Below are 15,443 nucleotides of genomic sequence, written 5' to 3' on the forward strand. Positions count from 1 at the left end.
TTTAACAATAGGCAAGGTGATGTTGCGATTCGGCAGGTGTGGAGCCAATCTCACAGTTTTGCCCAGTCTTCACAGAATGGATGGAACTAACTGACTGGATAAACTGTCTAAATCAATAATGGATTCGGTTTGACTCCAAAAGTTCAGAATTACAAGGACAGTAGTGAGGGCTAAAAAAATGGATTTGCTCCCTATCAACGCAGGAAAAGTACAGGCGCCTTTTAACGACTCAAGGTTATCTGAAAATATTGATAAGACAGGCAGCGCTTTTGCCAGAAAAGTGAGTATAAGTGAAGAGTTAATGCCCACGGATGTGGCTTCTGCAAGGTGGGTTGACGCGGACAATAATGATTTCTCGCACAAGACCGGGCACAAACGGGCCGCTACTGATATTCTCCCGAAAATAATAGAGACAAAGCTGGAAGCGCTGACCATTGAACCGGTAAAACGTCCGAAAATAGCTGCAACCGAAACAGCCCATTGGCCGGTCATTGATCAATCGTTGATTGAATCTACTCAGGTAGCGAAAACGGCCTTGCTTCAGCCTTATTGTCCTGAAGGCATTGCGCCTCCTGCACAGGCAATTGCCCGCGAGGTTCATGGTGTCCAGCACAGTTGCCGGACGGCAATCTGGGCAGTAGCCCTGTTGCAACAGCGTAAACTGCACGGCGATCGCCTGGCGCGGGAATTTCCCGACCAAATGATACCCCTGCTAATCAAAATCTGCCTGTTTCACGACACGGGCCGTGAAGGCGATGGGTTCGATACGTTGGAGTGGGAGCGGGCCAGTGCTGACAACCTGAGGGAACACCTGCGCAACTTCGGCGTGGATCAGTCCCTGGCCTGGCAGTGTGGTGAAGCCATTTGCCACAAGGATAACCCTAAGGGCTGCGAGCATCTGCCCGAGGCGATACAGACCCTGCGCAGTCTGCTCCACGATGCAGATACGCTGGATGTTATGCGGGTCAGAGAAAGTTTTTACATGGATCGGCTGGAGTGTTTTGCTACTTGTAAGGATGATCAGCAGAGGCAAGAATGGCGCCTGCTGGCCGAAGAGGTCTGCCGGGTGATTGCCAAACAGGGTGACCTCTGGTACCCGACCAAGTTGCAGGACAGCAATACAGACCTCGAACATTTCTTCAGCATCGGTGACCCCAGCTTGTGTGAAAACACCAAAAAGCAATGGGAGCACCACCCTTCACCCTTTAGTTACCAGTTGTTTAGCATAGGTGAGCAGTCCGGTGTTGTCCGGGAGTTGATTACGCCTTATACCGGACAGCTGACAGAACCACAGGAATCGTCCTTCTCTCTGGCAAAACTGACCCAGCAAAGTGTGGCCATGGAAGAATGCCGGAGCAGCACCTGGCCAGCAGGGCTTTACAGCGATCCCGTTAGCCAACAGGTTTATTCCATCAAACCGGCGAGCTGTGAGCTAAGCGCCCGCAACCAGCTACTTATGGCCAACCTCGCCGGGCTGCTGGGCATCACAGTTCCGCAAAGCTTTGTCCATCAGGAAGAGGGTCATTTTTATGTAGTCAGTCCTGTTCCCAAACAATGGCAGGGCAAGCTCAAAGGCGGGGAGGCAACGCTGCGCTCTCTGTCTCAAGAACAGTGGGCCAGATTATTGCTGATTAATGTGATAGTCGGTAACGAAAATATGGTCAACAGTGCCTGGGAAGGCATTGAACTGACCCCGGAAGGGGAGCCGGTCATGTTCCACTGGGATTATGCCGGGATGGCGACCCGCTACCCGTGCCCGGAGAAACCAGAGCCTGACCCCAAACCGGATGACTTTTCTTCCATGCCTTTGCTGCTGCAAAAACTGAGAAACCCTCAGGCACCTCCCATGAACTCTTTGCTAATCTACAACCCTTGCGTCGATATTCTTGCACAATTAGAGGATGACTTACTGGGCCATACCTTGAAGGATATCTTGCGGCAGATTGACTGGCAGGCCCTGGACCGGCAGATCGAACACAGCGGTTTTCTGCCCGGTGACCGCAGCTGGTTACGGCAGACTATTCATGATCGTATTGCCTGGCTGACCACCCGCTTTCCCAACAGCCTGGAAGCGGGTGAGCGGGTATCCATGGCGGAATACAAGGCGATCGAGGCGGCGGGTATCCGTGGCGGTTGGCTGCCAGTCAAAGGCCGGGATATACGGGGCGGGCAGATCGGTATCAGCCAGTTACTGGATGCCAATGGCCAACCCATCACCCGGATGACCCTCAAGTTGTCCCGGGAAGCGGGCAATAAACTGGCTGATAACCTGGCCCTGGAACGGGGATTGCACCGTCTGGCCAGCCGGGTTAAATATACCAACTCTGCCCTGAACAGATTTTACCGCGACTGGCGCAGTGATCTGACCAGCCTGGCCAAAGACTGTGACGGCATGGCGGAGCAGTTAACCAGAGATAAAACACGATGGCACGAAAAGGATCAGGATAGCATTGCTAATACCGTGACAATTCTGCAGGACATTGCAAACAAATGCCGGGCGTCGTTAGCCGCCGACCTGCCGTCCATTGCAAAACTGCCAACCATCGAAACGCCTCTGCCTTTCCCGGCCTTACCGGCACGAGTCAGTTCAAGAATCGGCGAAGAAGTTGAAGCAAAAGTAGAGCTGGCTGAATTCAGCCACGGTTTTGCCAAATTGACAGGCCAGAAGGTCAGTTATTTGAGTCCGGAACAACTGAAGGTTACTCGCCTGAGTGCCTCACCGGTACGAGCCGTTGAGCTCGAATCGGTCGTCTGTGAAGGCGGCAGTATTCTGTTTTCTGCTCCGAACCTGCCAGAAGCCCTGAGCTTTGAAAATCAACTGACCCTCACCTTTGGGGGACACAGTAAATCGGTGGTTGAAGCATTGTTCAGGGAACTGGCAGGGCTGGGCCTTGGTGCGGAGCGACCGGATACCACCGACCTGGAGGAGCAATGGCTGGACGCCCTGGCTGACTGCCATGGCTGCCTTGGTGATATGAACCTTGCCGTGGCAGCGGATCTCAATGCGCCGGTAAACATCGGCAAAAAAGCGTTTCTTAAAGAATTGCTGAACTTCAGTGACGAAGAACTGCTTGATTGGGAAATCCATTCTCGTATTCGCGCAGGACGTTGGGTGCAATTGCGTCCGGGGTTTCTCCATGGCATTTCGGCGACCCCCGCCAGAAAGTTCTGCCCCGCGCACGATACAAAATTTTGTGCAGATCGGGAAGGAAAAGAAGAACGATTTGTGACCGATAGCCTGAAAAATGACGCTACCCTGAGTTCCTTTGAACGACGTACTCAGATCGGGATAGAACCCACTTGGCATATCCATCCCAGCGCTTCGTTGGCCAGGATGAAATGCGACACCGGTTATGCATTTACCCGAATCATCGAGGACGGCGAGCTGGCGGATTATTCAGAGCGGATTCATGAAGATGGGATCATGTGTATGAAATTGACTTCTGAAACACTCGGCCGTATGGATGCAGAAGTTTATGATAATCAATGCCAGTTTAATGAGGCTCTTGGTTTGGACTCCTTTGCTCGTAATGAGAAAATCATCAAGCAGTCAAACTGTGACTACCAGAGTTTGATTCAGCTCAATAATCCAGCTAATCCACAGGAGACTCGTTTTTCCAACCCTCTGTCCTTGTTTGACGAGTTGAATCTGCTTGATATCAGCTCTAGCGAAAGTAGACGGCAATTGCTGTCTATTTTGAAGAAACGCTTTAGCCACTGGCCTGATGGGCGTCCGCTGGAAAAGCTTTTTCGGAAATCCTGGTCAGCCCACTACCATGAGTTAATCTCCGAAGACAGTTCGGTTGACGAAAACATTAAAAATCTCATCAAGGTCTTTGGTGAAAAGGGTATTCAGTCGCTGCTTGAGCAAAACCCAAAACTGTTGGAGGGAAGATTGGATTCCCTGGATGGTATAGAGCCGAAAGGGAGCCTGTGTAAGGGATGGATCAAGCGTGAATTAACCGGGATTGATTTCAGCCGCTGTTCAATGAACGGCACGGTGTTGAAATCCGTTTCATTTGACGAGTGTAAATTCAATACAGAGCTGTTAAACAGTGCCATTATTGAAGATGGTGATTTCACCAACTGTTCTTTTGAAGGTAAGCGGTTTTCATCATCGATATTAGACAATGCCCGTTTTGACGTTGAAAGTAATAAGGATGGCCGGGTATGTGAAAGTACACACCGGCTTTCCCAAATCCTGTATCAATCGTGTGTTAATGATGACAATAAGTTCAATCTGAAACAATGGCTGGAAGTGATGGGGAAAAGTCATTGTCTGCGCTGCGGTCCAACACCATTGGACGATTTGAGTCGGGATATTCTATCCCAACATATTGAAATAATTAAAAAAAGTTATCCACAGCAACTTTCTGATATTATTTATGGGGTTTTTTCCATTAGATTTGAAAATGCTGCCAATGCAATAAGTTTTGTTGAAAATAACCCGAAATTCTATGATCGCAAGATCAAAGATCTTAAAGACTTGTATTTTGAGTTCAGAACCATCTTCCTGAAAGAAGGAGAATATTGTAGTCAAGGTAGTCCATTTGCACACTTATTTGGCCTCCATAATGTTAAACGCGATGATTATTCCCGGGAAGCGGTTTTGGCGTTGATGTTAAATGTTATTAACCTTGTTCTATTTCCTGAAGCCAATGATAAATACATAGACTTTGGCATCAATGGCAACAGCGCGGATGACCATTGCTTGAAGGCTATTCCAGAGGTAAGTGGCGGAAGTACACAAAGCCACTCAATCTCATGCCCGGAAACAGATGATGAGTCTCTGGATAGAATGAAACGTTACAAAGCCCATCTTTGTATGCATCGCCTTACAGAGTATCGGGAATATATTCATCAATTCTGGGAAGAATGCTCTGAAAAGAGTCAAGTAACAATAGCCAAACACTGTTTGCTTCATCAAAATGTTGTCGTTAGCCCCTTAACAACCAGGGCATTTTTTAAGTTATTGTCTAAAGAACACTGCGAGAAAAATTGGCGCGACATCTATCTCGCTAACATGAGTAAGCATATAGGAATTGAGTATAAGTGGCGTATGTTGCTTGTGGATAAAATTGGGGAATGGGCCAAAACCACCAAATTTTATTAAGTTCGAATGGCCTGCCCTCCTCAACACCTCCTGCCATTCGGCAGGTATGGAGCCAATCTTATAGTTTTCCCCAGTCTTCACAGAATGGATGGAACTAACTGACTGGATAAACTGTCAAAACTGTAATGGATTCGGTTTGACTCCAAAAGTTCAGAATTACAAGGACAGTAGTGAGGGCTAAAAAAATGGATTTGCTCCCTATCAACGCAGGAAAAGTACGGGCGCCTTTTGAAGACTCAAGGTTATCTGAAAATATTGATAAGACAGGCAGCGCTTTTGCCAGAAAAGTGAGTATAAGTGAAGAGTTAATGCCCACAGATGTGGCTTCTGCAAAGTGGGTTGACGCAGACAATAATGATTTCTCGCACAAGATCGGGCACAAACGGGCCGCTACTGATATTCTCCCGAAAACAATAGAGACAGGTCTGGAAACGCTGACCATTGAACCGGTAAAACGTCCGAAAATAGCTGCAACCGAAACAGCCCATTGGCCGGTCATTGATCCATCGTTGATTGAATCCACCCAGATAGCGAAAACGGCCTTGCTTCAGCCTTATTCTCCTGACAGCATCGCGCCTCCTGCACAGGCAATTGCCCGCAAGGTTCATGGTGTCCAGCACAGTTGCCGGACGGCAATCTGGGCAGTAGCCCTGTTGCAACAGCGTAAACTGCACGGCGATCGCCTGGCGCGGGAATTTCCCGACCAAATGATACCCCTGCTGATTAAAGTCTGCCTGTTTCACGATACGGGTCGAGAAGGCGATGGAGACGATACGCTGGAGTGGGAGCGCGCCAGTGCTGACAACCTTAGGGAACACCTGCGTAACTGCGGCGTGGATCAGTCCCTGGCCTGGCAGTGCGGTGAAGCCATTTGCCACAAGGATAATCCAGAGGGCTGCCAGCATCTGCCAGAAGCCATACAGACCCTGCGCAGTCTGCTCCATGACGCAGATACGCTGGATGTTATGCGGGTCAGAGACTTCTTTTACATGGATCGGCTGGAATGTTTCGCTGCCTCTGGGGATGACTATCAGAGGCAAGACTGGCGCCTGCTGGCCGAAGAGGTCTGCCAGGTGATTGTCAGGCAGGGTGACCTCTGGTACCCGATTAGATTGCAGGACAGACCCACAGACCGCGAGCATTTCTTCAGTATCGGTGACGCCAGCCGGTGCGAAAAAACTAAAAAGCAGTGGGAGCATCACCCTTCTCCCTTCAGTTATCAGCTCTTTAGCGTAGGTAAACAGTCCGCTGTTGTCCGGGGGCTGATTGCGCCTTATACCGGACAGCTGGCAGAACCATCGAAATCATCATTCTCCCTGGCAAAACTGAACCTGCCTGCTATCTATACGGAATGTCAGAACAGCTGGCCAGCGGGGCTTTACAGCGACCCCGTTGACCAACAGGTGTATTTCATCAAACCGGCGAGCTGTGAGCTTAGCGCCCGCAACCAGCTGCTGATGGCTAACCTTGCCGGGCTGCTGGGCATTACAGTTCCTCAAAGCTTTGTCCATGAAGAGCAGGGCCATTTTTATGTGGTCAGTTCTGTCCCCGGGGAATGGCAGGGCAAGCTCAAAGGCGGGGAGGCGACGCTGCGCTCTATGGCTCCAGAGCAGTGGGCCAGATTAATGCTGATTAATGTCATTGTCGGTAATGAAAATATGGTGAACAGTGCCTGGGAAGGCATTGAGCTGACCCCGGAAGGAGAGCCGGTCATGTTCCACTGGGATTATGCCGGGATGGCGACCCGCTACCCGTGTCAGGAGAAACCAGAGCCTGACCCCAAACCGGATGACTTTTCTTCCATGCCCTTGCTGCTGCAAAAACTGAGAAACCCTCAGGCACCTTCCATGAACTCGTTGCCAATCTACAACCCTTGCGTCGATATTCTTGCACAATTAGAGGATGACTTACTGGGCCATACCTTGAAGGATATCTTGCGGCAGATTGACTGGCAGGCCCTGGACCGGCAGATCGAACACAGCGGTTTTCTGCCCGGTGACCGCAGCTGGTTACGGCAGACTATTCATGATCGTATTGCCTGGCTGACCACCCGCTTTCCCAACAGCCTGGAAGCGGGTGAGCGGGTATCCATGGCGGAATACAAGGCGATAGAGGCGGCGGGTATCCGTGGCGGTTGGCTGCCAGTCAAAGGCCGGGATATACGGGGCGGGCAGATCGGTATCAGCCAGTTACTGGATGCCAATGGCCAACCCATCACCCGGATGACCCTCAAGTTGTCCCGGGAAGCGGGCAATAAACTGGCTGACAACCTGGCCCTGGAACGGGGATTGCACCGTCTGGCCAGCCGAGTTAAATATACCAACTTTGCCCTGAATAATCCCAGGCACGCCCCGAACGACCATTACCGCGACTGGCGCAGTGACCTGACCAGCCTGGCCAATGACTGTGCCGACATGGCGGAACAGTTAACCAGAGATAAAACACGATGGCACGCAAAGGATCGCAAGACCATTAATAAGACTGTGATCATTCTGCAGGACATTGTTAGCAAATGCCGGGCATCGTTAGCTACCAATGTGCCGTTTATTGCAGAACTGCCAGCCATCAAAACGCCTCTGCCTGCCCCGGTCTTGCCTGCAAGAGTGAGTTCAAGAACCGGTAAAGACGTTGAAGCGAAAGTGCAACTGGCTGAATTCAGCCACGGTTTTGCCAAATTGACAGGCCGGAGCGTCGGTTATTTGAGCCCGCAACAACTGAAGGCTGCCCACCTCCGCGCCCCACCGGTTCGGGCAGTAGAACTCGAATCGGCCGTCTGTGAAGGCGGCAGTATTCTGTTTTCTCCCCCAAGCCTGCCTCGAGCCCTGAGTTTTGAAAATCAACTGACCCTCACCTTTGGGGGACACAGTAAAACGGTGGTTGAAGCATTGTTCAGGGAACTGGCAGAGCTGGGTATTGGTGGGGAGCGACCAGATATCCTTGATCTGGAGGAGCAATGGCTGGACGCCCTGGCCGACTACCATGGCTGTCTGGGTGATATGAATCTTGCCGTGGCAGCGGATATCAATACCCCGGTAAACACCGGCAAAAAAGCCTTTATTAGAGAATTACTGAATTTCAGTGACGAAGAATTGCTCGATTGGGAAATCCATTATCGTATTCGCGCGGGACGTCTGGTGTATTACCGCCCGGGGCTGCCCCATGGTATTGAGGTCAATCCCGTCAGGCAGTTCTGCCCCGGGCACGAGTTAGACTTTTGTGCGCAGCAGCAACAGAAAAGTGAACAGATTGTGACCAGCCTGAGAAATGAAGCGGCTCTGAACTCCTTTGAACGACGAACTCAGATCGGGATAAAACCGCTTTGGCATATTGCTGCCAAGGCTTCGGCGCGCAGGATGAACTGCGACACTGAATATACATTTTCCCGAATCATGGAGGAGCTGGCGGATAATTCCAAGTCTATAAATGGCAGGGCCATGCACATGCGTTTCACTTCTGCAACACTGGGCCGTACGGATGCACAAATTTATAGAGATGACGGCCAATGTTTTGGGGATTTCTTCGGTTTGGAGGCTTTCGCCCGTAATGAGAAAATCATTGCGCAATCAACTGATGACTACAGAAGTGTGATTCAGCACGATAAGTCACAGGAAGCTCGTTTTTCCAACCCTTTATCTTTGCTTGACGAGTTGAACAGAATTGAGATCAGTTCTCCCGAAAAACAGCGGCAACTGTTCGGTACACTAAAGCAACGCTTCAGCCACTGGCCCGACGGGCGCCCGCTGGAACAGCTTTTTCAGCAGCCCTGTTCCCATCAGTCAACCCGCAAAGAGAGCAAAGTTGCCGAAGAGATCGAAGGTCTCGTCAAGTGTTGTGGTGAAGAGTACAGACAGTGGCTGTTTGAGCAAAATCCACATCTCTTGGAGGGCAAGCTGGATTCCCTGGATGGTATTAAGCTGGACGGGATCCAGCATACTTTTAAAGGGATGGATTTCAGTCGCTGTTCAATGGAGGGTACAGTTCTGCAATCCGTTGTATTTCAGAAATGCAAATTCAATACAGAGCTGTTAAACAGCGCTACTGTCGAAAATGGCTTTTTCAGCGAATGTTCTTTTGAAGGCAAGCGGCTTTTATCCTCGCTATTGGACAATGTTCGTTTTGTCCCTGAAAGGGATATAGAAGGCCTGGTGTATGAAAGTACACGGAAGCTTTCCAGAATCCTGTATGAGTCGTGTGTTAATCAGAACAATGAGTTCAATCTGAAACAATGGCTGGAGGTTATGGGGGAAAGTGACTGTCTACGCGGTCACTCAACACCGCTGGATGAGTTAAGCCGGGATATTCTGTCCCAACATATTGATGAAATTAAAAAAACATATCCACAGCAACTTTGTGAAATTATTTATGCACTTTTCTCCATTAAATTTAAAAGTTCTACCAATGCAATAAATTTTGTCTCGAGTAATCCGGAATTCTATCAACGCCCAATCAAAGATCTCAAAGATTTGTATTTTGAATTCAGAACCATCTTCCTGAAAGAAGGAGATTATAAGAACTCGTCAGGTGATCCATTTGATGAATTATGCGCCCCCTATATCCTCGAACACAATGATTTTTCCCGGGAAGCGGTTTTGGCGTTGATGTTAAATGTTATTAACCTTGTTCTATTCCCGGAATCCAGTGGTCAATACATAGACTTTGGCGTCAATGCCAACAGCGCGGATGACCATTGCCTGAAGGCCATTCCTGAGGTAAGTAGTGAAAGTACACAAAGCAACATGGATGATCTGCCTTTGGTTAAAATGCAAGGTTACAAAGCTCATCTTTGTTACCTTAGCCTCAAAGAGTATCGGAACTATATTCATAAATTCTGGGAACAATGCTCAGAGAAGAGTCAATTAACAATAGCCAGACACTGTTTGCGCCATCAAAATGTTGCCGTTAGCCCCTCAACAACCAGAGAATTTTTAAATTTGTTGTCTAAAGAAGATGGCGAGGAAAATTGGCAGGAAATCTATACCGCTAACATGAGAAAACATAAAAAAAATAAGAAAGAGTGGGACCTCTTGCTTAAGAAATATTTTGGAAAGTAGGGTAAAGGCAACAGTTATTATTGAGTTCGAATTGCCTGCCTTACCCAATGTTGCACTTTTGCCAATAGACAACAGGCTCCCAGGAGCCAATCTTATAGTTTTGCCCAGTCTTCACAGAATGGATGGAACTAACTGACTGGATAAACTGTCCAAGCTTTAATGGATTCGGTTTGACTCAAAAATGGTCAGTATTACAAGGACAGTAGTGAGGGCTAAAAAAATGGATTCGCTCCCCGGTTACACAGTAGATGGAACAAGAGAACAGGCGCCTTTTGAAGACTCAAGGTTATCTGAAAATATTGATAAGACAGGCAGCGCTTTTGCCAGAAAAGTGAGTATAAGTGGAGAGTTAATGCCCACGGATGTTGCTTCTGCAAACTGGTTTGACGCGGACAATAATGATTTCCGGCGCAAGACCGCGCACAAGCTGGCCGCTACTGATATTCCCCCGAAAATAATTGCGACAGGTCTGGAAACGCTGACCATTGAACCGGTAAAAAAGCGTCCGAAAATAGCTGCAACCGAAACAGCCCATTTGCCGGTCATTGATCCATCGTTGATCGAATCCACTCAGGTAGCGAAATCGGCCTTGCTTCAGCATTATTGTCCTAACATTATCGTGCCTCATGCACAGGCTATTGCCCGCCCCGTTCATGGTGTCCAGCACAGTTGCCGGACGGCAATCTGGGCAGTAGCCCTGTTGCAACAGCGTAAATTGCACGGCGATCGCCTGGCGCGAGCATTTCCCGACCACATGGTCCCCCTGCTGATTAAAGCCTGCCTGTTTCACGACACTGGTCGTGAAGGCGATGGGCGCGATACGCTGGAGTGGGAGCGGGCCAGTGCTGACAACCTGAGGGAACACCTGCGCAACTGTGGCATGGAACAGTCCCTGGCCTGGCAATGTGGTGAAGCGATTTGCCACAAGGATAACCCGAAGGGCTGCAAACATCTGCCAGAAGCAATACAGACCCTGCGCAGCCTGCTCCATGATGCGGATACGCTCGATGTTATGCGAGTCAGAGGATGCTTTTACATGGACCGGCTGGAGTGTTTTGCTACCTGTCGGGATGATCACCAGAGGGAAGAGTGGCGCTCGCTGGCCAAAGAGGTCTGTAAGGTGATTGCCGGGCAGGGTGACCTCTTTTATCCGATAACCTTGCATGACAGTCCTGCAAACCGCGAACATTTCTTCTTCATTGGTGCCGACAGCCAGTGCGAGAGCACCAAAAAGCAGTGGGAGCACCATCCTTCGCCCTTCAGTTATCAGCTCTTCAGCATAGCCAAGCAGTCCAATGTTGTCCGGGGGCTGATTACGCCTTATACCGGACAGCTGGCAGAACCATCGGCATCGTCTTTCTCACTGGCACAACTGAACCCCCAAACTACTGCCATAAAAGACTGCTCGGGCAGCTGGCCAACGGGGCTGTACAAGGATCCCATTAACCAACAGGTTTATTCCATCAAACCGACGAGCTGTGAGCTAAGTGCCCGCAACCAGTTACTGATGGCCAACCTCGCCGGACTGCTGGGCATCACAGTACCTCAGAGCTTTGTCCATCAGGAAGAGGGTCATTTTTATGTGGTCAGTCGTGTCCCCGGGGAATGGCAGGGTAAGCTCAAAGGTGGGGAGGAGACCCTGCGCTCTTTGTCTCCAGAGCAGTGGGCCAGATTATTGCTGATTAATGTGATTGTTGGTAATGAAAATATGGTTAACAGTGCCTGGGAGGGCATTGAACTGACCCCGGAAGGGGAGCCGGTGATGTTCCACTGGGACTTTGCCGGGCTGGCGACTCGCTACCCCTGTCCCGAGAAGCCAGAACCTGCCTCCAAAACGGATGACTTTTCCTCCATGCCGGTGCTGCTGAATAAACTGCGGGACCCCAAGGCTCCCCCCATGAACTCGTTCCCGATCCACAACCCCTGCGTCGATATTCTCGCGCAATTGGATGATGACTTGCTGGGCCATACCCTGAAAGATATCTTGCGCCAGGTTGACTGGCAGGCCCTGGACCGGCTGATCGAACACAGCGGTTTTCTGCCCGGTGACCGCAGCTGGTTACGGCGGACTATTCACGATCGTATTGCCTGGCTGACCACTCGCTTTCCCAACAGCCTTGAGACGGGTGAGCGGGTATCCATGGCGGAATACAAGGCGATAGAGGCAGCGGGTATCCGTGGCGGTTGGCTGCCGGTTAAAGGCCGTGATGTCCGGGGCGGGCAGATCGGTATTAGCCAGTTACTGGATGCCAATGACCAACCCATCACCCGGATGTTCCTCAAGTTGTCCCGGGAAGCGGGCAATAAACTGTCAGATAACCTGGCTCTGGAAAGGGGATTGCACCGTCTGGCCATCCGGGTTCAATATGCCAACTTTGCCTTGAATAATTCCAAAAACCTCCCGAACCACGATTACCGTGACTGGCGCAGTGACCTGGCCAGCCTGGCCAACGACTGTGAGGGAATGGCCGAGCAGTTAACCAAAGATAAAACACGATGGTACGAAAAGGATCACTACGCCATTGATAATACCGTGATGATTTTGCGGGACATTGTTAAAAAGTGTCGGGCATCGTTAGCTGCCGACGTGCCCTCCATTGCAAAACTGCCAACCATCGACACTCCACTGCCTTTCACGTCCTTGCCTGCACGAATCAGTTCAAGAACCGGCAAAAACGATGTAGCGAAAGTACAGCTGGCTGAATTCAGCCGCGGTTTTGCCAAACTGACAGGCCAGAGCGTCAGTTATTTGAGTCAGGAACAAATGGATCATGCCAACCTGATCGCCCCACCGGTTCGGTCAGTTGAACTCGAATCGGCCGTCTGTGAAGGCGGCAGTATTCTGTTTTCTCCTCCGAACCTGCCTGAAGCCCTGAGCTTTGAAAATCAATTGATCCTCACTTTTCCGGGACACACTAAAGCGGTGGTTGAAGCATTGTTCAGGGAACTGGCAGAGCTGGGCATTGGTGGGGAGCGACCAGATATCCCTGACCTGGAAGAGCAATGGCTGGACGCACTGGCCGACTACCACGGTTGCCTTGGTGATATGAACCTTGACGTGGCAGCGAAGATCAATACTCCGGTAAACACCCGCAAAAAGAAATTTCTTAAAGAGCTTCTGAACCTCAGTGACGAAGAACTGGTTTGGGAAATCCATTGTCGTATTCGCGCAGGACGTCTGGTGCATTATCGCCCGGGGTTGCCCCATGGTATTGAGGCAAACCCTGCCAGGAAGTTCTGCCCCGCGCACGATCTAAACTATTCTGCATTGCAGCAAAGCAGCAGTGGAAAGTTTGTGGTCGAGAGTCTGGAAAATGAAGCGACCCTGAGTTCCTTTGAACGACGTACCCAGATCGGGATAGATCCAACCGGGAATGTTTCGGCACGCAGGATGAAATGCGATGCCGAATATGCATTTTCGCGAGTCATGGAGGAGCTGGCGACTAATTCCAGGCAAAGTAAAAGTAGAGGTGGGGTCATGTGTATGCGCCTGGATTCTGCAACATTCGGCCGTCTGGATGCACAAATTTATAACAACCAAAGCCAAATTGCGTCGGGATTCTTTGGTTCGGACGCCTTTGCCCGTAATGATAAAATCATTACGCAGTCAGCAGGTGACTACCAAAGTGTGATTCAGCACAGTGATTTACAAGAGATCCGTTTTTCCAATCCTGTGTCCTTGTCTGACGAGTTGAAACTGCTTGAGATGGGTTCTCCCGAAGGTCAGGCATTGTTGCGCAGGCTAAAGAAACGCTTTAGCCACTGGCCCGACGGGCGCCCACTGGAACAGCTTTTTCCGCAATCCTGGTCAATCCTTTACCTTGAGATAACCTGTAAAGGCAGCCAGTTTGACAAAGGCATCAAAAGTCTCGTCAAGGTTTGTGGTGAAGAGGGCATACAGTTGCTGTTTGAGCAAAACCCACAATTGTTGGAGGGCAAGCTGGATTCCCTGGATGGTCTTAAGCTGAATGGTGGGGCTCATATAAAAAGGATTGATTTCAGGGGCTGTTCAATGAACGGCACAGTGTTGCAATCTGTTTCATTTGAGGAGTGTAAGTTCAATATAGAGTTGTTAAGCAGTGCTACTGTTGAAAAAGGTTCTTTCAAGGGATGTTTTTTTGAAGGTCAGCGGTTTACATCATCGCTATTAGACAATGCCCATTTTCACTCTGAAGGTTATGAGGATGGCGTGATCTATGAAAGTACACGTCATCTTTCCCAAATCCTGTATCAGTCGTGCATTAATGAGAACAATGAGTTTAATCTGGAACAATGGCTGGAGGTGATGGGAAAAAGTGATTTTCTACGCTTCGGCTCAACACCGCTGGATGATCTAAGCCGGGATATTCTGTCCCAACACATTGAAGAAATTAAAAACACTTATCCAAAGCAACTTTGTAAAATTATTAATGGACTTTTTTCCATTAAATTTAAAAGTACTGCCAATGCAATAAATTTTGCCAATAATAATCCGAAATTCTATGATCTCAAAATCAAAGATCTCAAAGACTTGTATTTTGAGTTCAGAACCAACTTCCTGAAAGAAGGAAAATATCTGGGTGAATCAGGGACTCCATTTGATAAATTATTTAAACTCTATAGCGTCAAACGCAGTGATTATTCCCGTGAAGCGGTTTTGGCGTTGATGTTAAATGTTATTAATCTTGTTCTGTTTCCTGAATCCAATGATCAGTACATAGACTTTGGCGTCAATACCAATAGTGCCGATGTGCATGACTATTGCCTGAAGGCCATTCCAGAGGTAAGTAGCACAAGTGCACAAAGTAACACAGATGACCTGCCTCTGGTTGAAATGCAACGTTACAAAGTTCGTCTTTGCAAATTTCGCCTTCAAGAGTACCGGAACTATATTCATCAATTCTGGGAAGAATGCTCAGAGGAGAGTCAATTAACAATAGCCAAACACTGTTTGCGTCATCAAAATGTTGCCGTTAGCCCCAAAACAACCGGGGCATTTTTTAATTTGTTATCTAAAGAACACGGCGAGGAAAATTGGCGCAACATCCATTTCGCTAACATCGGAAAACATGTAGAAATTCAGAGTGAGTTGATTCCGTTGCTTGTTGAAGAATTTGGCGAATGGGGCAGATCCACCAAATTTTATTAAGTTCGAGTTGCCTGCCCTCCTCAGTGAGGCACTTTTAACAATAGACAAGGTGATGTTGTGATTCGGCAGGTATGGAGCCAATCTCACAGTTTTGCCCAGTCTTCACAGAATGGATGGAACTAACTGACTGGATAAACTGTCCAAGTTTCAA

Annotated in this window: 3 protein-coding genes; all 3 read left to right on the top strand. The window is 49.2% G+C overall.

The window, feature by feature from the left end; translation table 11 throughout:
* Window positions 1-178 precede the first annotated feature (178 nt).
* The 3 genes from ACOJUN_RS10215 (at window position 179) to ACOJUN_RS10225 (ending at window position 15,292) form a co-directional block, all read left to right on the top strand.
* Window positions 179-5,113, top strand: a complete 4,935-nt coding sequence (locus ACOJUN_RS10215; RefSeq protein ID WP_422136524.1) for a hypothetical protein — start codon at window positions 179-181, stop codon at window positions 5,111-5,113.
* 185 nt (window positions 5,114-5,298) lie between these two features.
* Window positions 5,299-10,164 (top strand): hypothetical protein, encoded by a 4,866-nt coding sequence (locus ACOJUN_RS10220; RefSeq protein WP_422136525.1) that lies wholly within the window; start codon window positions 5,299-5,301, stop codon window positions 10,162-10,164.
* A gap of 220 nt (window positions 10,165-10,384) precedes the next feature.
* Window positions 10,385-15,292: a hypothetical protein gene (locus tag ACOJUN_RS10225; protein ID WP_422136526.1), complete on the top strand. Its 4,908-nt coding sequence runs from the start codon at window positions 10,385-10,387 to the stop codon at window positions 15,290-15,292.
* Window positions 15,293-15,443: the final 151 nt, after the last annotated feature.

It is taken from the genome of Endozoicomonas sp. ALD040, from assembly GCF_049275945.1.
GTDB lineage: Bacteria > Pseudomonadota > Gammaproteobacteria > Pseudomonadales > Endozoicomonadaceae > Endozoicomonas_A.

Excerpts from the sequence above, each read along its gene's own strand:
- ACOJUN_RS10215 (WP_422136524.1), top strand. The coding sequence starts at position 179 with ATGGATTTGCTCCCTATCAACGCAGGAAAAGTACAGGCGCCTTTTAAC.
- ACOJUN_RS10220 (WP_422136525.1), top strand. The coding sequence starts at position 5,299 with ATGGATTTGCTCCCTATCAACGCAGGAAAAGTACGGGCGCCTTTTGAA.
- ACOJUN_RS10225 (WP_422136526.1), top strand. The coding sequence starts at position 10,385 with ATGGATTCGCTCCCCGGTTACACAGTAGATGGAACAAGAGAACAGGCG.